Origin of the sequence: Rhizobium sp. BK316, from assembly GCF_014193695.1 — a bacterium.
Classification (GTDB): Bacteria; Pseudomonadota; Alphaproteobacteria; order Rhizobiales; family Rhizobiaceae; genus Rhizobium.
Genome location: NZ_JACHZR010000007.1, coordinates 80,880 through 101,331 on the forward strand (window position 1 = coordinate 80,880; position 20,452 = coordinate 101,331).

The window sequence follows — 20,452 nt, forward strand, 5'->3', positions numbered from 1 at the left end:
ATGAAATTCGCCAGATTGCTGACATCAGCCGCAGCGGTAGCGCTTTTTGCGCTTCCCGCTGTCGCGACCGAACTGAAAATCGGCCTGCAGGACGATGCCGACGTGCTCGATCCCGCGCAGTCGCGCACCTTCGTCGGTCGCATCGTCTATACCGCGATGTGCGACAAGCTCGTCGATGTCTCGCCCGACCTGAAGATCGTGCCGCAGCTTGCGACCGAATGGAACTGGTCGGCTGACGGCAAGGCACTCACCATGAAGCTTCGCCAGGGCGTGAAGTTCCAGGACGAGACACCCTTCAACGCCGAAGCCGTCGTCGCCACCATCGAGCGCAACATGACCCTGCCGGAATCGCGTCGCAAGAGCGAGCTGAGCTCCGTCGAGAAGGTCGAGGCGTCAGGCGAATATGAAGTCAAGTTCACGCTGAAGAGCCCAGATGTCACCCTGCTGGCCCAACTTTCCGACCGTGCGGGCATGATCGTCTCGCCGAAGGCCGCAAAGGAACTCGGCGCGAAGTTCGGCGACCATCCCGTCTGCGCCGGCCCCTTCAAATTCGTCGAACGCGTCCAGCAGGACCGTATCGTGCTCGAAAAGTTCCAGGACTACTGGAACAAAGACAATGTCTTCATCGACAAGCTTACCTATCTGCCGATCCCGGATTCGACCGTACGCCTCGCCAACCTGCGCTCCGGCGATCTCGATATGATCGAACGCCTGGCTGCCACCGACGCCGAGACGGTCAAGAGCGACCCGAACCTCGTCTACAAGGATGTCGTCAATACCGGCTGGCTCGGCATCTACACCAATGTCGGCAATGGCGTGCGCGCCGACAACCCGATGGGCAAGGACAAGCGCCTGCGCCAGGCCTTCTCGTTGGCAATCGACCGCGATGCCGCCATGCAGATCGTCTTCGAAGGCACCGGCGTTGCCGGCAACCAGCCCTTCCCGCCGAGCAGCCCGTGGTTCGACAAGAATGTTCCGGTTCCGGCCCGCGACGTCGAAAAAGCCAAGGCCCTCGTCAAGGCGGCAGGCTTCGACCGCATTCCGGTTGAAATGCAGGTGTCGAACAGCCCGGTGGTCATGCAGATGATGCAGATCATCCAGTCCATGGTCGCCGAAGCCGGCTTCGACCTGACCCTGAAGACAACGGAATTTGCCACCCTGCTCAACGAGCAGACCGCCGGCAACTATCAGCTCAGCCGCTCCGACTGGTCCGGCCGAGTCGATCCTGACGGCAATATCCAGCAGTTCGTCACCTGCGGCGCCGGCCTGAACGACAGCAAATATTGCAATGCCGATGTCGACAAGTTGCTGAACGAGGCTCGCCAGTCCCCTGACGATTCCGTGCGCAAGCAGAAATACGATGCCGCAACCACGATCCTCAATGACGATTTGCCGATCATCTTCCTCGGCCACCAGTCCTGGATCTGGGCGCTGCACAAGAACATCACCGGCTTCGTTGCTTCGCCCGACGGCATGATCCGCCTCGTCGGCGTGAAGAAGGAAGGCTGATAGCCGCACGCTTCAGGAACGCGGCGATCCTCGCCGCGTTCCGCTGATGGTATCGGAGCGCCCATGTACAGGTTCATCGCCAAGCGGCTGCTGGTCGCCATTCCAACTCTGCTGATCATTTCGGTCTTCGTCTTCTCCCTGCAGAAACTTCTGCCGGGCGATCCGGTCCTAGCCATGGCCGGCGAAGAGCGCGATCCGCAGGTGCTGGAATTCCTGCGGGAAAAATATCACCTCAACGATCCCGTCCCCTACCAGTATTTCTACTGGCTGGGCTCGGCCCTGAAGGGCGATCTCGGCATTTCGCTGCGCACCAACCAGCCGGTTCTCGAACTGGTGGCCGAGAAACTACCGGTTACCGTCCAGCTCGCCATCATGTCGATGATCTTCGCCTTCGTCATCGGCGTGCCGATGGGCATCCTGGCGGCTGTCAAGAAAAATACGATCATCGATTATCTCGCCAACATCATCGCATTATCCGGCCTGTCGATCCCGAATTTCTGGCTCGGCATCATGCTGATCCTGCTGATCTCGGTGAACCTCGGCTGGCTTCCAGCCTCGGGTTACGAGCCCTTCTTCTCCAATCCGCTGCGCTCGATCGAGACCATGCTGATGCCCTCCTTCGTGCTCGGCAACGCGCTTGCCGCCACGCTGATGCGCCACACCCGCTCGGCGATGTTGAGCGTCTTGAGCGCCGACTACATCCGTACCGCCCGTGCCAAGGGGCTTCCGGAAAGCTCCGTCGTGCTGGAACACAGCTTCCGCAACGCGGTCCTGCCGATCGTCACACTGACCGCTCTGCTTTTTGGCGAACTTCTCGCCGGCGCAGTTCTCACGGAGCAGATTTTCACCATTCCAGGCTTTGGAAAGCTCATCGTCGATGCCGTCTTCAACCGCGATTACGCTGTCGTCCAGGGGGTCGTCATCTGCACGGCGATCGGCTTCATCCTGATGAACCTCGTGGCCGATGTGCTCTACGTTCTCCTCAATCCGCGCATGAGGGCTTCGCTATGACCGCAATCGATCAAGTCGTTGCCGCACCCATCGCCTCAACCGAGCAGCGTGCGCCGAGCCGCGCCTGGCGCAAGCTCAAAGCTAACAAGGGCGCGCTCGTCGGCCTCGCCATCATCGCCTTCTTCGCCATCCTTGCCATCATCGCGCCACTCCTGCCGCTCCCCGATCCGAATGCCACGAGTTGGTCGATGATCCGCAAGGCACCGTCAGCGGCCCATTGGCTCGGCACCGACGACATTGGCCGCGATATTCTCTCCCGCATGATCTGGGGCGCGCAGGCCTCGCTGATGGCCGGCGTCTTTTCCGTGGCGATCGCCGTTCTCATCGGCGTGCCCTTCGGCCTGATCTCAGGCTATTTCGGCGGCTGGATCGACATGATCATCTCCCGCATCACCGAAGCCTTCCTCGCAATGCCTTTCCTGATCACCGCGATTGCGCTTGCCGCCTTCCTCGGTCCGAGCCTCAGCAACGCGATGATCGCGATCGGCCTTTCGGCAATGCCTATCTTCGTGCGGTTGACGCGTGGCCAGGTACTGGCGGTCAAGACAGAGGAATATATCGAAGGCGCGCGCTCCATCGGTCTTCGCCATTTCAGCATCATCACCCGTTACATCCTGCCGAATGTTTTCGCACCTATCCTCGTGCAGGCGACGCTGACGATCGCGACCGCCATCATCGCCGAAGCCAGCCTCTCCTTCCTCGGCCTCGGCCAACAACCGCCCGCGCCGAGCTGGGGCTCGATGCTGAACGTCGCCAAGAATTTTCTCAGCCAGGCGCCCTGGATGGCGATGTGGCCGGGCATTGCCATCTTCCTCGTCGTTATCGGTTTCAATCTCTTGGGCGACGGCCTGCGCGATGCGCTCGATCCGCGCGAAGCATGACTCTTCGAAAGGACATATGAAATGACCGCATTTACGACCCGCCCCGAAATTCTGGGCACGTTCGGCGTCGTCACCTCAACGCACTGGATCGCCTCGGCGGTCGGCATGAGCATCCTGGAAAAAGGCGGCAATGCCTTCGATGCGGCGGTTGCGACCGGCTTCACCTTGCAGATCTTGGAGCCGCACCTCGTCGGTCCCGGTGGAGACATGCCGGCAATCATCTATTCGAAGAAAAAGGACAAGGTCGAGGTCATCTGCGCGCAGGGTCCTGCTCCCGCAGGAGCCACCATCGAACACTATACGTCTGAGGGCCTAAAACTCATCCCGGGCGACGGCCTGCTCGCAACCGTCATTCCCGGTTCCTTCGACGGCTGGATGCTGATGCTGCGCGACTACGGCAGGATGAGTGTGCGCGACGTGCTCGAGCCGGCGATCTACTACGCCGAAAACGGCCATCCGCTGCTGCCCCGCGTTTCGGCCACCATCAAGGGGCTTGCCGAATTCTTCGAAAAGGAATGGCCGACCTCCTACGACACCTGGGTGCCGGGAGGCTCTGTTCCGGAGCCGAATTCCAACTTCAAGAACCCGGTTCTGGCCGAGACCTGGAAGCGCATCATCTCCGAGGCGGAAGCAAAGCAAAACCGCGAGGCGCAGATCGAAGCCGCCCGAGACGCCTTCTATCGCGGCTTCGTCGCCGAGAAGATCGCAGACTATCTAAAAAACGCGGAAGTGATGGATGCAAGCGGCAGCCGGCATAAGGCAGTGCTGACGGCGGATGACATGGCGAACTGGTCGGCAACGATCGAGGAGCCGCAGACCTACGACTATCACGGCTGGACGGTCGCCAAGATCGGCCCCTGGGGCCAAGGTCCGGTCTTCCTGCAGACCCTGTCGATCCTCAAGGGCATGGACATCGCCGCAATGGCGCCTGATGGCGCCGACTTCGTCCATACCGTGACCGAAGCCATGAAGCTCGCCTTCGCCGATCGAGAGGTCTACTACGGTGATCCCAAATTCGGCGAGGTGCCGCTCGATCAGCTTCTGTCAGACACCTACGCCGCCGTCCGCCGCAAACTCATTACGAACGAAGCATCCTTCGACCTGCGTCCCGGAAAACTGGCGGGCTTCGAGCAGCAATATGACGTAACGATGGAGATGCTCGGCGCAGATTCCAAGACAGGCGCAGTCTACGAGCCGACCATGGCGCATCTGACGGAAAAGCGCGGCGACACCGTCCATATCGATGTCATCGACCGCGAAGGCAACATGGTCTCGGTCACGCCCTCAGGCGGCTGGCTGCAGTCCTCGCCGATCATTCCGGGCCTTGGCTTCTGCCTGAATTCGCGTGCCCAGATGTTCTGGCTGAGGCCCGGCCTGCCGACGTCGCTCACTCCCGGCAAGCGCCCGCGCACGACGCTGACACCTTCGCTCGCCCTTTACGAAGGCCGCCCGACACTTGCCTTCGGCACGCCGGGCGGCGATCAGCAGGAACAGTGGCAGCTCTCCTTCTTCCTGCGCTATGTCCATCACAAGATGAACCTGCAGGCGGCGATCGACCAGCCGCTCTTCCACACCTCGCATTTCCCCGGCTCCTTCTATCCGCGCACGCGTGAACCCGGCGGCCTGATGGTGGAAGGCAATTTCAGGATCGATGTGCTCGATAACCTGCGCGCCCGCGGCCACGCGCTCACCGTCTCCGAGCCCTGGACCATTGGTCGCCTAACGGCTGCCCGCCGCGATACCGATGGATTGCTGCGCGCCGCAGCCACGCCGCGCCTGATGCAGGCCTACGCGATTGGGAGGTAAGTATGACCTGGTCCATGGTCGCCCGCGATCCCCAGACTGGTTATCTCGGCATAGCCGTCGCCACCCGTTTCTTTGCGGTCGGCGGGCTGGTGCCGCATATCCGCGGCGGCATCGGTGCGGTCGCCACTCAGGCTTTCGTCAGCCCACTCTACGGCACGGATGGCCTTGTCCTGCTTGCCGGCGGCAAGGCGCCGGATGAGATCATCGCCGAACTGACCAGTCGCGACGCCGGTCGCGACCAGCGCCAGTTTCACCTGATCGATGCCGCCGGCCGCAACGCTGCTTTTACCGGCACGAAATGCATCGACTGGGCCGGTCATCTGGTGGACGACAACATCTCCGTCGCCGGCAACATGCTGGCTGGTCCCGAGGTCGTCGCTCAGACGCTTGCCGCCTACAAGAAGGCGATGGACAAGCCCTTCATCGCGCGCCTGCTCGAAGCCATGCAGGCCGGCGAGGATGCCGGCGGCGACAAGCGCGGCAAACAGTCCGCCGCCCTCCTCGTCCACCGCGACCAGGATTATCCCTGGCTCAGCATCCGCGCGGACGATCATCCCGATCCGCTCGCCGAACTGCACCGTCTCTATGCCGTAGCGCAGGAGCGCTACATGCATGTTGCCGAGACCATGGCTACGAAAGCCAATCCTGACGGAATGATTGACAGGCGCGAGATCGATGAAAAGATCGCAGCGCTGGAAGCCGCGCGCATTGCGGAAGGGCGGCCATCGGCCTCCTTCGCTACGCCTTTGAAGACCTGAAAGCCCGACCATCCGGTATAAAAAAGAATAAGGGAACGAAATGAGTGATCAGCCTGCAGCATCCGTCTCTCCGGTTCTTTCCGTCCGGAACCTGACGACCTCCTTCCTCGCCGACGGTGAATGGAAATCCGTCGTCCGCAACGTCTCCTTCGATGTCATGCCGGGGGAAACGGTAGCCATCGTCGGCGAGAGCGGTTCGGGCAAGAGCGTCACCTCGCTCTCCATCATGCGCCTGCTTGCCAAAGGCTCGAGCCGTGTCGAAGGCAGCATCACGCTCAATGGCCGTGACATCCTTTCGCTCTCCGACAGCGATATGCGCGCGGTCCGCGGCAAGGAGGCAGCCATGATCTTCCAGGAGCCGATGACCAGCCTGAACCCGATCTTCACCATCGGCAGGCAAATTTCCGAAGCGCTCACCTGCCATGGTGATATCAGCAGGGCTGACGCGCGGGCTGAAACCATCCGCCTTCTGGAGAAGGTCCGCATTCCCAATGCCGCCTCCCGCTTCGACGAATATCCGCACCAGTTTTCCGGCGGCATGCGCCAGCGCGTGATGATCGCCATGGCGCTCGCATCGCGGCCGAAGCTTTTGATCGCCGACGAGCCGACCACCGCGCTCGACGTGACGATTCAGGGCCAAATCCTCGATCTCATCAAGGTGCTGCAGGAAGAGGAGGGCATGTCCGTTCTCTTCATCACCCATGACATGGGCGTGGTCGCCGAGATCGCCGATCGCACCATCGTCATGTATCGCGGCGAGGCGGTCGAAACCGGTATGACGGATGATATCTTCAACCGCGGTAAGCACCCTTATACGCGTGCTTTGCTTTCCGCCGTGCCGCGTCTCGGCTCGATGGACGGGCAAAAATGGCCTTTGCGCTTTCCCGTTATAGATACGGCGACGGGCGAGCGCAGTGAACCAGTGGAGGTGGCCGACACCATCGACCGTCGCAAGACGCCGATCCTTGAGGTGAAGAACCTCGTCACCCGCTTCGATATTCGCGGTGGCCTCCTGGGCCGCAGGACAGGCGCTATTCATGCCGTCGAGAATGTCTCCTTCAACCTCTTCCAAGGCGAGACATTGGCGCTCGTTGGCGAATCCGGCTGCGGCAAGTCCACGACCGGCCGTTCGATCACCCGCCTGGTGCAGCCGAATGGCGGCTCCGTCAACCTTGACGGCTATGACGTGCTGAACCTCGATGCGACCAGACTGCGCAACATGCGCCGCAGCATCCAGATGATCTTCCAGGATCCTTTCGCGAGCCTCAATCCGCGCATGACGGTGGGAGCAGCCGTTGCCGAACCTTTCATCGAACACGGGCTGGGCACCCGAGCCCAGGCGCGCGACAAGGCCGCGGACCTGCTCGAACGCGTCGGCTTGAAGCCGGACATGATGAAGCGTTACCCGCATGAGTTTTCCGGCGGCCAGCGTCAGCGCATCTGCATCGCCCGCGCTCTTGCGCTCGACCCGAAAGTGATCGTTGCGGATGAAAGCGTCTCGGCTCTCGATGTCTCGATCAAGGCGCAGGTCTGCAATCTCCTTATGGACCTGCAGCAGAGCCTCAACCTCGCCTTCCTCTTCATCTCCCACGATATGGCTGTCGTCGAACGTGTCAGTCACCGCGTCGCGGTTATGTATCTGGGTGAAATCGTCGAAATCGGCCCGCGTGAAGAACTCTTCCGCAACCCGCAGCATCCCTACACCAAGAAACTCATGGCGGCGGTTCCCATACCGGATCCCGCCCGCCGCGGCATCCGCCGCAATCTCGGCACCGACGAACTGAAAAGCCCTGTCCGCCCCGTGGGTTACGTGCCTCCGAAGCGTCAGTTCCGCGAGGTCGTGACGGGCCATATGGTGCGGATGGAGGAAGCCGCCTGAGCCAGTCCAGCAGGTTCAACCGACAGCTTGAGAATGGTAGATATTGCGCGAGACGAACCGCATCCGGGGGTGCGGTTTAATCCCTTTTGCTGCATCGCTTATATCATTTATTCCAGATATTATTTCACTGGGAATTATTAACGCCAATTGCCGGCGTTTGTGTTCTCTTATCCTTGCGAATCAAAAAGGTTTGATTTGCCTGGGGGCAGCCACCATGTTGAAGCATGGGGCGATATAACAGTTGGGCAGGAGCACATGCTGCAACGGATTGAAGACATTGATGCCGCGCTAGTCGACAGGCTGCAGCACTCAGCGTTCAAATATTTCCTGAAATATTCCAATCCAGAAAACGGGCTTGTGCCGGATACGTCGATCCCTGGCGTGCCGGCAAGCATTGCCGCGGTCGGCTTCGGACTTTCCTCCTATCCTGTTGGCGTCGAGCGCGGCTGGATCACCCGCGCGGAAGCTGCCGAGCGCGTCTTCAACACGCTGCACTTTTTCGCCAACGCCAAACAGGGTACGGAACGCCACGCAACCGGGCATCGCGGCTTCTTCTACCACTTCCTGCACGTGAATACCGGCAACCGCGCCTGGAACAGCGAGCTTTCGACCATCGATACCGCTCTGCTCGTCGCCGGCATTCTGACCGCCGCGCAATATTTCGACGGCGAGGATGAAACCGAGACCGAGATACGCGCGCTCGCAAAATTCATCTACGAGCGCGTCGACTGGCGCTGGGCGTTGAACAAGGGCGACACTATCTCGATGGGCTGGAAGCCTTCTTCCGGTTTCCTGCGCTGGCGCTACCATGGCTTCGATGAAGCGATCCTCCTCTACACGCTGGCGCTTGCGTCACCGACCTACCCGATCCCGCAATCGAGCTATGACGCCTTCACGGCAAGCTATTCGTGGATGATCTTCAACGAGCAGCCCTATCTCTATGCCGGCCCGCTCTTCATCCATCTCTTCTCCCATGCCTGGATCGATTTCCGCGGCATCAAGGACAAGCCGATGGCTGAGCGGAACTGGGATTATTTCCGCAACACGCAGGTCGTCATCAACGTCCAGCGCGATTATGCGGAACGCAATCCCGGCCAGTTCGTCGGCTACAGCAAGGATATCTGGGGATTTACCGCTTGCGATGGCCCGCCGCCGACGCGGCGCATGCGCGGCGGCCGTAACCCGAAAGTGCTTGGTTATGCTGCCCGTGGCGCTCCGCTCGGTCCCGATGACGGCACGATCGCGCCCTGGGCATCACTCGCCTGCCTGCCTTACGACCGGCAGGCCGCCATCGACGGCACCAAGGCACTGCTGACCACCTATCCGAACCTGCTTCTGGAAGGCGGCTTCCCTGGCGGCTTCAACCCGACCGTCCAGACCAAGCGGCCGGAAGGCTGGGTCGATGACCGCACCGTCGCCATCGACCAGGGTCTCGTCGTCATGACGGTCGAGAACGAACGTTCCGACTTCATCTGGAAACTGATGCGCAAGAACGCGGTGATCCGCCTCGGCCTCGAGCGCGCCGGCTTCACCGGCGGCTGGCTGGCTGGCGAGGAGTCGGAAGAACTGGTTCTGAAGGCAGGCTAGAGAGCAATTCCAATAAAACTGCGCAGCGGTTTTCCTTCCGGAAGTGCGCGAAAAAGAGAGACAGAGCATTTCCGCATTCGAAGAAAACGGAAATGCTCTGGACCTATCGCACGAAAACATGCGCCTTGCCGGCGATATCGAGGCGAACGAGATCGCCCCGCGCCGGCAATGCTACACTTGAGGTCTTGATCAGGATCGGCGGCAGGGCGACAGCAGCAAGCGACACCGCCACCGTGCAGGTCGCGCCGCCGAATTCCACATCCACGACACGCCCGCCATATTTCGCATTCGCCTCATCGACGACGACGCGAATCTGCTCCGGCCGCAGCATGATTTCCGCTTTGCCCTGGTGGGCTCCCTCAACCGGCACATTGCCGAGCGCACAATCGGCAAAACCATTCTTGATGATCGCCGGCAGCATCACCGCATCGCCAAGGAATAGCGCCGTCTCGCGGTCACGCGGCTTGAGATACAGCGTCTGCGGCGTGCCGGCCTGCACAAGCCTCCCCTCGCGCAAGACCGCAACCTGATCAGCAAAGGATAGGGCCTCCCCCTGATCGTGCGTCACGAGGACCGCGGTAATGCCAGCCGTCTGCAGCACGCGGGCAACCGCTTTGCGCATGTTTTCGCGAAGCCCCGTATCGAGCGCCGAAAACGGCTCGTCGAGCAGCATGAGGCGCGGACGACGGCCAAGCGCACGAGCAAGCGCCACGCGCTGCTGCTGACCGCCCGAAAGCTGATGCGGACGGCGCTCCAGCATGCCGCGGTCGAGCTCCACCATTTCGAGAAGGTCGAAGATGCGCTTTTCGCGATCCGGCGCACCGCGCTCGAATCCGAAACCGATATTCTCCGCCACACTCAGATGCGGAAAGAGCGCGCCATCCTGCGAGACGATACCGATGCCGCGCTTGTGGGCAGGCACGCAGGCCGGCCCGTCAGCCAGAACCTCGCCATCGAGTATTATCCGGCCGATGTCCGGCTGTTCGAAGCCGGCGATGATGCGCAGCAACGTCGTCTTGCCGGAGCCGGAGGGACCGACGACCGCCGTGCGGCTGCCCGCCTGCACTTCAAGCGAGATGTCCTTCAAGGCTTGAACCGGTCCGTACCGCTTGCTGATAGTGTCGATCGTAAGCAGCGTCATTGGCCGGCAGTCCGTTTCGATTGAGCATAGAGCATGAGGGTAAGCGGCAGTGACAGCACGACCATCATGAAGGCATAGGGTGCCGCCGAGACATAATCGATCTCGCTGGTCAGCGACCAGAATTTCGTCGCCAGCGTGTCAACGCCATTCGGCGAGAGCATCAGCGTCGCCGTCAGCTCGTTGGTGATGCCGAGCGCTGCAAGCGCCAAACTGGCGGCAGCCCCTGGCGCAGCAAGGCGCATGGTGATCTGGCGCACTGCCTGTCCCGGCGTGCGGCCAAGCCCCATCGCCGCACGCTCCAACTCGACAGGAGCCTGCGCGATGCTGGCGCGCAAGCCGACCATGGCACGTGGCAGGAAGAGCAGCACATAGGCGACAAGCAACGTCGCAAACGTCTGGTAGAGCGGCAGTACGAGGCGGACGGTAATGGAAACAAGCGCCAAGGCCACGACGACACCCGGCAGCGAGCCGACATAATAGTGGCAGGCTTCGAGAATACGCTGGAAGCGGCCCGGCGCGCGCACCGAGAGCCAAGCCATGGGCGCTGCGGCAACCGTCGCCAGCACACCGCCTGCGATGGCGAGAACGATCGTCTGCGCGAAGGCACTCGCGACCTCGATGCGCCAGATGCCAAGCCCACCGAGATAGAGCCAGCGGCCAAGCGTGATCAGCGGCACGCCGAGGGTCAGCACTGCAAGGATGATCGGCAGCGCCACGGCCGGTACCACGAACCAGCCGAGCCGGCGTCGATCAGCCGGTCGCGCCGAGCCGGAGCCGACGCGCGCATAGCGCTCGTTGCCGCGCAGCAGAATCTCGAGACCAAGCAGGAACAGGCAGCAGCCGACGAGCACGCCGCCGAGCATGTTGGAAGCCGGGCTGTTATAGGAGGACTGGAACTGATCGACGATCGCAGTCGCGAACGTGTCGAAGCGGATCATCACGAACAGTCCGTATTCCGAAAGCAGATGCAGCGCGATCAGCAGCGAGCCGCCGCAGATCGCAAGGCGGAGCTGCGGCAGGATCGTCCGGAAAAAGACGCACCACGGATCGAGGCCGAGAGAGGCGGCGGCATCCTCGATCGCCGGATCGAGCCGACGTAGCGCCGCCGCGACCGGCAGATACAGAAACGGATAATAGGCAAGCACCGAAACGAAGGCGCCGCTTTGCAACCCGCGCATGCCCGGAAGCAGGCTCACCCAGGCATAGGAATGCACGAAGGCCGGCACGGCGAGCGGGGCAATGGCGAGCCACGCCCAGAGCCGCGCAAGCGGGATATCCGTCCGCTCTGTCAGCCAGGCGAGCGTGACGGCAAGGACGATCGACAGCGGAATGGTGATCGATTCCAGCAGAACCGTATTGACGAGAAGCTCGCCGACGCGCGGGCGGAAGACCAGCGTCTTCACCGTTTCCCAGCCGACGTCATAGGTCACCCAGGCAATGAAGCCGAGCGGCACGAGGCTGAAGATCGCCACGATGGATGCAAGGAGGACGACGGGAGCGTGCGGCATGCGCCCACGCGGCAAAACGATTGGCGTGGCCCCCGGCGCCACCGGCGCCTCATTGCCGGATGCGAGCAATCTGTTGTCCTGCAGCAAGGCCGATGCCTTCACACGCTGAAAAAGGAAGGCAACCGCCTTTGAAGAGCGGTTGCCGGATTTTGTCATGCCCTAAGGTTTTCTTGAGCCAAAAGCAATAGTTTTGGCCGGAAGAAGACTGCGACAGAAAAGCTTAGATGAGACCAGCGGCCGTCATCAGCTCCACGACCTTCTTGCTGTCGAGGGTCGAGGCTTCAACCTTCGGAGCGTTGAGGTCGGCAAGCGGCACCAGCTTGTCGTTGGAGGCCGCATTCTTGCCGACGGCATATTCAAAGGAATCGCCGTCCTTAAGCACCGCCTGGCCAGCCTTGCTGGTGAGGTACTTGATGAAAGCCTGGGCTTCCTTCATATGCTGCGTGGACTTCAGGATACCGCCGCCCGAAACGCTGACGAAAGCGCCCGGATCCTGGTTCTTGAAATAGTGCAGGCCGACATTCTTGCTGTTCTCGCCGGTCTTCGCCTGATCGCCGAACCAGTAATAGTGATAGATGATCGCGCCTTCGACTTCACCGGCATTGACGGCCTTCATGGCGACGCTGTTGCCCTTATAGGGGGTGGCGTTGTCCTTGAGACCCTTCAGCCAGGCCTTGGTGGCGTCTTCGCCCTTCAGCTGCAGGAAGGCGGCAACGATTGCCTGGAAGTCTGCGCCGGCAGGCGCAGCACCCCAGCGGCCCTTCCAGGCGGGATCCTGAAGGTCGAGCATCGACTTCGGCAGCTTGTCTTCCGTCAGCTTCGTCTTGTCATAGACAAAAACGGTGGTGCGGGCGGCGATGCCGGTCCACATGCCATCGGCCGGGCGGTACTGTTCCGGAACCTGATCCAGCGTATCTTTCTCGATCGGCGCGAACAGGCCGGCGCCGTCGACCAGCGACATGGCCGGCGAGTTTTCGGTCAGGAACACGTCGGCAGGCGATGCATCGCCTTCCTGGATGATCTGGTTGGCGAACTGCATGTCGCTGCCCTGACGCATGGTGACCTTGATACCGGTCTCCTTGGTGAAGGCATCGATCCATTCACGGCCGAGGCTTTCGTGCTGGGCGTTGTAAACGACGATACCTTCGGACTCCTGCGCATTGGCGCTGCCGGTGAGTGCGGTGGCGGCTAGAAGCGAAGCGGCAAGCGCGAGCGCGCTGGAAAGATGGTTAAGGGCAGTTTTCATGATGGCCTCCGTGGCGATGTCACCCGAGCAAGGGCGATGGCAGGCGTATATTTTTGTTGACTGATAATTTCAAGTTTCAGCGGCAAAAATAACATCAAAATATCTTGACTCAATCTTTCATCTTCGCGGGAATAAATTCGGATTTGAAAAAAAGCGACGCCGGTGAGGCGTCGCCTGTTGTATTCCAATGCGTTAGCCTATTCGACGTCGAATTTGACGCCCTGTGCCAGCGGTAGGGTCTTTCCGTAGTTGACGGTGTTGGTCGAGCGCCGCATGTAAGCCTTCCAGGCGTCGGAACCCGATTCACGACCGCCGCCCGTTTCCTTCTCGCCGCCAAAGGCACCGCCGATTTCCGCACCTGACGGGCCGATATTGACGTTGGCGATACCGCAATCCGAACCGCGCGACGACAGGAAGGTCTCTGCTTCACGCATATTGTTGGTGAAGATCGACGATGACAGGCCCTGCGGCACGGCATTGTGCAGCTCCAGTACGGCGTCGAAATCGCTGTACTTGATGACATAGAGGATCGGCGCGAAGGTTTCGTGCTCTACCGGGCCGGTCTGTTCCGGCATTTCGACGAGTGCTGGACGAACATAGAAGGCCTCTGCCGAACCGTTCTCGACGCGCTCGCCGCCGACGACAGCGCCGCCGGCAGCCTTTGCCTGGCCGAGGGCACTCTGCATCTTGTCGAAGGCCTGGCCATCGATCAGCGGGCCGACCAGCGTGCCGGTTTCCAGCGGGTTGCCGATCATCACCGAACCGTAGGCCTTCTTCAGCCGCGGTACGAGCTGGTCATAGACGCTCTCATGAACGAAGAGACGGCGTAGCGTCGTGCAGCGCTGGCCAGCCGTGCCCATGGCCGCGAAAGCGACACCGCGCAACGTCAGATCGAGATCGGCCGTCGGGCAGACGATCGCAGCATTATTGCCGCCGAGCTCAAGGATTGCGCGGGCAAAACGCTGCGACAGGCGCGGGCCAACGGCGCGACCCATGGCCGTGGAGCCGGTTGCCGAAACGAGCGGGACCTTCGGATGGTCGACCAGCACTTCGCCGATTTCGCGGCCGCCGATCAGCAGCGTGGAGAGATTTGCGGGAGCCTTGCCGCCTTCGGCGACGAAACGCTTCAGCGCCTTCTCGAACAGAGCCTGGACGGCAAGCGCCGTCAGCGGCGTCTTTTCCGAAGGCTTCCAGACGGTGGCATTGCCGCAAACGATGGCAAGCGCCGCATTCCACGACCAGACGGCAACCGGGAAGTTGAAAGCCGAGATGATGCCGATGGCGCCGAGCGGATGCCAGCTTTCCATCATGCGGTGCTCGGCGCGTTCGGTGGCGATCGTCAGGCCATAGAGTTGGCGGGAAAGACCGACCGCGAAATCGCAGATATCGATCATCTCCTGCACTTCGCCGAGGCCTTCGGAAGTGATCTTGCCGACTTCGATCGAAACGAGCCGGCCGAGTGCTGCCTTGGAAGAGCGCAATTCTTCGCCGAGCAGACGGATCAGCTCACCGCGCTTCGGCGCCGGAACGGCCCGCCATTCGAGGAAGGCCTTGTGGGCCGCGTCGATCGCCGCCTTGGCATCCGCAACGGAATGTTCCCTAAGCTTGCCGATTTCCTTGCCCGTGATCGGCGAGGTGACGGAAAGTGTGCCACCTGTGTAGCTGTTGGCATCGACGCCGAGATCGGCGAGCAGCTTGGCGGTTTCGGTGGCGAGATCGAGGACGGCGATGTTCATTGTCTTGGTTCCAGTCTTGTTGTTCTCAGAAACGGGCATCGGCGAAATGGGCGACCTGAGCGCCGGCTTCGTACCATAGTTCCCTAAGTGCGCGGAAGCTCGGCTCACACGGATCGGTCAGCGGCAGCGGCAGGTCCGCCTCGCCGACCCGGCCAAGGATATGTTCCGCCAACGTGCGGCCGAACACCGTGCCGGGCGCGATCCCACGACCATTATAGCCCGAAAAACCAACAACGTTGGGGGCGAATTTGTGGAAGCGCGGCAGCGCATTGTCGGTCATGCCGATCTGACCGTACCACTCGCATTCGAACTCGATATCGCCGATTTCAGGGAAGAGCCGCTTCAACGAGCGTTTGGCCCAGCCCTTGTGCACGGAAAGACCGGTATTGCGCAGCGCCCCGACACTGCCGAAAACGAGACGCCCTGCCTGATCCATCCGGAAGGAAGAGAGGATTTCCTTCGTATCCCAAACGCCTTCGCGATTGGGGAGGATGGACTGGCGCAGATTATGGCCGAGCGGCACGGTGGCGAAATTGAAATAGGGCAGAAACACCTGCTCGTTGCGCACCTGCTCCCAGGGGCCAGTGCTATAGGCGTCGGTCGCGACGATGATCCAGTCGGCAGTGACCTGTCCCTGCGCCGTCTTCACCACCCAGCGGCTGCCCTGAAGCTCCGTTGCGATGACCGGGCTCGCCGTATGCAGCACGACTCCCGCCTTCTGCGCGGCATGGGCAAGCCCGCGCGCATAGGCAAGCGGCTGTAGCGTGCCGGCGCGCATGTCCAGAAGCGATCCGGCATAAGCATTCGTGCCGATACGTTTTGCCGTCTCGCCCGCGTCAAGCAGCATAACGGGCGCTCCGCGCGCCGACCATTGCCTGTAGCGGTCTTCGATTTCCTTCAAGCCGTCGGCACCGACGGCGCAGTGCAGCGTGCCATGCTTTTCGAGCTCGCAGGCGATCCCGTGCTTTTCGATCAACTCCATCACTAGTCGCGGCGCATTGCCGAGCAGATCGAGCAGCCGCTCGCCATAGACAGGGCCGAGCACGTCGGGAAGATCATCCGGCATGACCCACATGCCCGCATTGATCAGGCCGACATTGCGGCCTGCCCCGCCGAAGCCGATTTCCTTCGCTTCAAGCAGCACGACCCGCGACCCCGCCTCGGCCAGATGCAGGCCGGAGGAAAGGCCGGTATAACCGCCGCCGACTATGACGACATCAGCCTCGACAGCACCCGCCAGTGCAGATGTGACGGGTGGCTGAGGAGCAGTCTTTTCCCATAGGCCGTGGGAGCGCGGATCATTGAGCATCGGACAGTCCAGTCAGGATCGAAATCAGCACTCTAGCGCCGCCTCCACTCTCGCGGAAGCGGCCAAATATCAGGCGACCGTCTTCAGCTTCAGACCGGAAAGGCCGAGCTTTTCCATAGCCATGTCGAGCGAAGCAGTCTGTCGCTCGGCATAAAGCGCGAGCTCATCCAGCACATCAGCGCCGAGTGCTTCCTCGAAGGCTGCCCGGTTCGAGCGCGTCGCATAATTCTGCTGCTGATCGGTACCGAGGTTCGACTGGAATATGCCGGCCGCACTCACGGGCAGGAAATCCTCGTAGATGATAGGATCAAAGCCAAGATAGCCCTTGGCGATGAGAATTTCCGGATCGGAGGGGAGCTGCCCCCTCGCCGCAATGCCTTCGGGGGACGCCGAATAGTGGAAGAAGGCCAGCCCTTCGCGCCGCAGTCCGTCCCAGCTGTCCGGCAGCGCTTTGAAGCGTTCGGTGAGCTCGGTATCGTAGTCCCCGGCCTTGGCGCCGGATGCCCCGACCTGCACTTCACTGCGCACCGTAGCAAGCAGCCGATCATAGAGCGCCCGGCCCTTGGCCGTCAGTGCCACGCCGCGCTGCTCGATCTCGCCGAAGCGGGCCGTATGCGTGCCTGATGTCGTCCCGGCCGCTCCGGTAAAGGCGATCGGTTCTTCCAGCGCCTTGAAGCTCGTCTGCCGCAGCAGGATATCGCAATTGCGCGGCGGCGGCCCCTCGATGACGGCCTTGGGCGTGATGCCACGTTCCGGCATGCGCCGCTGCACTTCGTCGATATCGAGCGTGCGCGGTGTCAGATGGTTGATATGCGGCCCTTTGAAGCTGACGACATCGGCAATAAGACGGTGCGCGTCATGCAGACGCTTGTAGGTCTCAGCGCTGACCGTCGCCTCGCCATGCCAGCGGAAGGTCTCCAGCGCCTCGGCGACGAATTCCGTCGCTTCCGCTTCCGTCAGCCCGCCAGCCTTCTCGTGCTGCTCGATGAGCTCGATAGCGCGTGGCGTATAAATTCGCCGTTTTGCGAGAATAGCCGCGGCTTCGGCACGCAGCTCCTCGTCCTCGATCAGCTCCAGTCGCAGAAGCGAGGTGAAAACACGAAAGGGATTGACGTTCAGCGCCGCTTCCTCGACCGGCCGGAAACAGGTGGAATGCACGGGAACGCCGGCGACCGAGAGATCGTAATAGCCGACCGACTGCATGCCCATCACGGCAAAGAGCCGGCGGATCGTGAAGAGCTCCCCGGCAGTTCCGAGCCGGATCGCACCGTGGCGCTCGACATCGATGCGCTCAAGTTCGCCTGCACGCCGAAGCCGCGCGCTCAATTCCCCGTCTTTTGCTAGGACTTCGGCGTTGACCTCCCCCACAAGCTCAACCAGCGTGCCGTATTGCGGAACCTCCGTCCGGTACATCTGCGACATGGCTTCGGTGAAAAGCGAACGGATGCGATCCGTGGAGACGAAAGCGCCGGGCATGAAGAACTCCGCGTTCATTCCGATTTTGCAGGATGAAGTTCTTTACAAATCGGTCGGAGCAATGAATATCGACGTTTTGGAAACAGCTCATTCTGAAATGGAATGAACATGCTCGCAGCAAGGCGCTTTTTGCCATCGACCGCCCATCTTGCCGCCTTCGAAGCGGTCGCTCGCACCAGCAGCGTGACGGCAGCAGCCCGCGAGCTCGACCTGACGCAGAGTGCTGTCAGCCGCCAGATCAAGGCGTTGGAAGAGCAGCTTGGCGTCGAGCTTTTCCTGCGCGAGCGCCAAACGGTGCGCCTTACCCTTGCCGGCGATGCCTATGTGCGGGAAATCCGCGAAGCGCTGCGGCGCATCTCCAGCGCCTCGCTGAACCTGCGTGCCAACCCCCATGGCGGCACGCTGAACCTTGCCATCCTGCCGACCTTCGGCACACGCTGGCTGGCACCACGCCTCGGTCGCTTCCTCGCCGCCAATCCCGGCGTCACGATCAATCTCGTAACCCGGCTTTCCTCCTTCGATTTCCGCCTCGATTCCATCGATGCTGCCATTCATTTCGGCCATTCTCATTGGCCAGGTGCGGAGCTCGCCTTCCTAATGTCGGAGCGCACGCTACCCGCCTGCAGCCTGGATTTTCTGAAGCACAGCGCAATCTCCCGCCCGGAAGATCTGTTGACGGTGCCTCTCCTGCACCTGACGACCCGGCCTGATGCCTGGGAACGCTGGTTTGCGGATAGCGGCGTCGTCTTCGAAAGCGTGCATGGCATGCTGTTCGACCAGTTTGCGACGGCTGCGCAAGCAGCGATCGCCGGCCTCGGCGTCGCTCTTCTGCCAACCTTTCTCATCCAGGAAGAGTTGAAGCGCGGCGATCTCGTTGCCGCCGTCGACCGCGAAATGGAAAGCCGCGAGCGTTATTATCTGGCCTTCCCGCCGGAGCGCGCCGATTACGCGCCGCTTGCCGCCTTTCGCGACTGGATCATCGCCGAAGCCCGTTCGGGTTCTGAAACGTAAGGAAGGCTTGCATCGCGGCAGCGGTTTCGACCATTATGCGCGCCATCAGAATTCGATGCAGGAAATTCCCATGAAGCCGATCTTCGTCCAGCTCCAATGCGCCCCCGGCAAGACCTACGAGGTCGCCGACGCCATCTACAAGACCGAACTGGTCTCGGAGCTCTACTCGACATCAGGCAATTACGATCTGCTGCTCAAGGTCTACATCGAGGAAGGCCAGGATATCGGCAAGTTCATCAACGACAACATCGCCAATATCCCCGGTATCATCCGCTCGCTCACGACATTGACCTTCAAGGCGTTCTGAAGCGGTTAACCCTTTTGCTAATAAAGCCTGCAGCGGCGCGCCCTTCATAAACCACCCCTTAAGCACTGACATGACTGATAATACCCACAAAAACAGGTGGGAAATGTCCGTCTCCATGAAAGAGACCTTCGAGAATAGGGAGCAGCCGCAGGTGGCACCGCTCATCGTCCATGTCGTCCGGCAGTTCCTGCCGAACCGCGGCGGCATGGAAGATGTGGTCGCCAATCTGGCTCGCCAGACGTTGAAGCGCGGATATCGCGTTCGCGTCGTCACGCTTGATTCCCTTTTTACCGCTCCCGAAAACAAGCTTCAACGACGCGAAACCATCGACGGCATCGAAGTCGTCCGCATCTCCTGGTCCGGCACAAGCCGCTATCCGCTGGCGCCGCAGGTCTTTCGCCATATCGGCGATGCCGATCTCATCCATGTCCATGCCATAGACTTCTTCTATGATGCGCTCGCCTGGGGCCGCTTCCTGCATCGCAAGCCCATGGTGGTCACGACCCATGGCGGCTTCTTCCACACAAAGAAATACCTTGTTATCAAGAAGATCTGGTTCAGTACGCTGACACGGCTTTCTGCAATGGCCTACCGACAGGTCGTTTGCTGCAGCGCGTCCGACCTCAGCCAGTTCATCCGGATCGTTCCTGACGGCATCACCATCGAAAACGGCGCCGATATCGGCAAATTTGCCGATATCGGCTCGCGCGCACCGGAACGGCGCATCGTTACGATTGGGCGTTTTTCCGTAAACAAACGGCTCGATCACCTGCTGGATGCCGGGGCCGCACTTGTCAGACGTCATCCCGACTGGCATCTCGATATTGTCGGTGCCGAATCTGATCTCAATGCCGCCGATCTCCGGCGGGAGATCGCGGCAAGGTCGCTGGAGAAGTCCGTCACGCTCACCATCTCGCCTGACAACCAGGAGATCCGCGATATCATCGCCAAGGCTTCGCTCTTCGCTTCCGCTTCGGAATACGAAGGCTTCGGCCTCGTCGCACTGGAAGCGATGAGTGCCGGCCTGCTGCCGGTTCTGAACGCCAACGACGCTTATCGTTCGCTGGCCGGAAGACATGAGGCAATCGTGCTCGCTGACTTCGCGAAACCGGAAGCGGCCGCAGATGCGATCGAAGACGCTTACCTCAAAGTCGCTGCCGGGGGTGCTATCCTACGGAAGAACCTCATCGATGCCGCCCACGCCTATTCGTGGGATGCCGTGGCGGAGCGCTACATCGACCTTTACCGGTCGATCGGCATTATCGCTTAGACAAATTCCAGCAAACG

Annotated in this window: 16 protein-coding genes; 10 read left to right on the forward strand and 6 right to left on the reverse strand. The window is 61.2% G+C overall.

The features are described from left to right. The 7 genes from FHT87_RS27710 to FHT87_RS27740 all read left to right on the forward strand — a co-directional run bounded on the left by FHT87_RS27710 (position 1) and on the right by FHT87_RS27740 (position 9,431). Positions 1–1,509, forward strand: coding sequence for an ABC transporter substrate-binding protein (locus tag FHT87_RS27710; protein ID WP_183734449.1), 1,509 nt, complete (start codon positions 1–3; stop codon positions 1,507–1,509). 63 nt (positions 1,510–1,572) lie between these two features. After that, positions 1,573–2,520 carry an ABC transporter permease gene (locus tag FHT87_RS27715; RefSeq protein WP_183734450.1) on the forward strand — a complete coding sequence of 316 codons (948 nt, stop codon included), beginning with the start codon at positions 1,573–1,575 and terminating at the stop codon, positions 2,518–2,520. Continuing rightward, the gene (locus tag FHT87_RS27720) at positions 2,517–3,401 is read left to right on the forward strand and encodes an ABC transporter permease (protein WP_183734451.1); all 885 of its coding nucleotides are present in this window, start codon (positions 2,517–2,519) and stop codon (positions 3,399–3,401) included. The genes FHT87_RS27715 and FHT87_RS27720 overlap by 4 nt, the downstream gene beginning before the upstream one ends. A gap of 21 nt (positions 3,402–3,422) precedes the next feature. After that, positions 3,423–5,207, forward strand: coding sequence for a gamma-glutamyltransferase family protein (locus tag FHT87_RS27725; protein WP_183734452.1), 1,785 nt, complete (start codon positions 3,423–3,425; stop codon positions 5,205–5,207). Positions 5,208–5,209: 2 nt separating this feature from the next. Continuing rightward, entirely contained in the window at positions 5,210–5,965 is a 756-nt protein-coding gene (locus FHT87_RS27730; protein WP_183734453.1) for a DUF1028 domain-containing protein, read from the forward strand. Between the two features lie 40 nt (positions 5,966–6,005). Then, positions 6,006–7,844, forward strand: a complete 1,839-nt coding sequence (locus FHT87_RS27735; RefSeq protein ID WP_183734454.1) for an ABC transporter ATP-binding protein — start codon at positions 6,006–6,008, stop codon at positions 7,842–7,844. A gap of 255 nt (positions 7,845–8,099) precedes the next feature. Further along, a complete protein-coding gene (locus tag FHT87_RS27740) occupies positions 8,100–9,431 on the forward strand; it encodes a glucoamylase family protein (RefSeq protein ID WP_183734455.1) in 1,332 nt (443 codons plus the stop codon). Positions 9,432–9,534: 103 nt separating this feature from the next. On the opposite strand, the gene FHT87_RS27745 is transcribed toward FHT87_RS27740, so the two are convergent. The 6 genes from FHT87_RS27745 to FHT87_RS27770 all read right to left on the reverse strand — a co-directional run bounded on the left by FHT87_RS27745 (position 9,535) and on the right by FHT87_RS27770 (position 17,847). Beyond that, positions 9,535–10,572 (reverse strand): ABC transporter ATP-binding protein, encoded by a 1,038-nt coding sequence (locus FHT87_RS27745; RefSeq protein ID WP_183734456.1) that lies wholly within the window; start codon positions 10,570–10,572, stop codon positions 9,535–9,537. After that, entirely contained in the window at positions 10,569–12,236 is a 1,668-nt protein-coding gene (locus tag FHT87_RS27750) for an iron ABC transporter permease (RefSeq protein WP_183734457.1), read from the reverse strand. Before FHT87_RS27750 ends, FHT87_RS27745 begins: the two co-directional genes overlap by 4 nt. 64 nt (positions 12,237–12,300) lie before the next feature. Beyond that, positions 12,301–13,326, reverse strand: a complete 1,026-nt coding sequence (locus tag FHT87_RS27755) for an iron ABC transporter substrate-binding protein (RefSeq protein WP_183734458.1) — start codon at positions 13,324–13,326, stop codon at positions 12,301–12,303. Positions 13,327–13,523: 197 nt separating this feature from the next. Further along, on the reverse strand, positions 13,524–15,062 hold the full coding sequence (locus tag FHT87_RS27760; protein WP_183734459.1) for an aldehyde dehydrogenase family protein: 1,539 nt from the start codon (positions 15,060–15,062) through the stop codon (positions 13,524–13,526). 25 nt (positions 15,063–15,087) lie between these two features. Then, positions 15,088–16,371, reverse strand: coding sequence for an FAD-binding oxidoreductase (locus FHT87_RS27765; RefSeq protein ID WP_183734460.1), 1,284 nt, complete (start codon positions 16,369–16,371; stop codon positions 15,088–15,090). Between the two features lie 69 nt (positions 16,372–16,440). Beyond that, a complete protein-coding gene (locus FHT87_RS27770; RefSeq protein ID WP_246698182.1) occupies positions 16,441–17,847 on the reverse strand; it encodes a VOC family protein in 1,407 nt (468 codons plus the stop codon). 102 nt (positions 17,848–17,949) lie between these two features. Between FHT87_RS27770 and FHT87_RS27775 the strand changes: the two genes are divergently transcribed. The 3 genes from FHT87_RS27775 to FHT87_RS27785 all read left to right on the forward strand — a co-directional run bounded on the left by FHT87_RS27775 (position 17,950) and on the right by FHT87_RS27785 (position 20,435). Next, positions 17,950–18,858: a LysR substrate-binding domain-containing protein gene (locus FHT87_RS27775; RefSeq protein WP_183734462.1), complete on the forward strand. Its 909-nt coding sequence runs from the start codon at positions 17,950–17,952 to the stop codon at positions 18,856–18,858. Positions 18,859–18,928: 70 nt separating this feature from the next. Further along, entirely contained in the window at positions 18,929–19,165 is a 237-nt protein-coding gene (locus FHT87_RS27780; RefSeq protein ID WP_113299657.1) for an Lrp/AsnC ligand binding domain-containing protein, read from the forward strand. A 115-nt stretch (positions 19,166–19,280) separates the two neighbouring features. Next, positions 19,281–20,435, forward strand: coding sequence for a glycosyltransferase family 4 protein (locus tag FHT87_RS27785; protein WP_246698183.1), 1,155 nt, complete (start codon positions 19,281–19,283; stop codon positions 20,433–20,435). Positions 20,436–20,452: the final 17 nt, after the last annotated feature.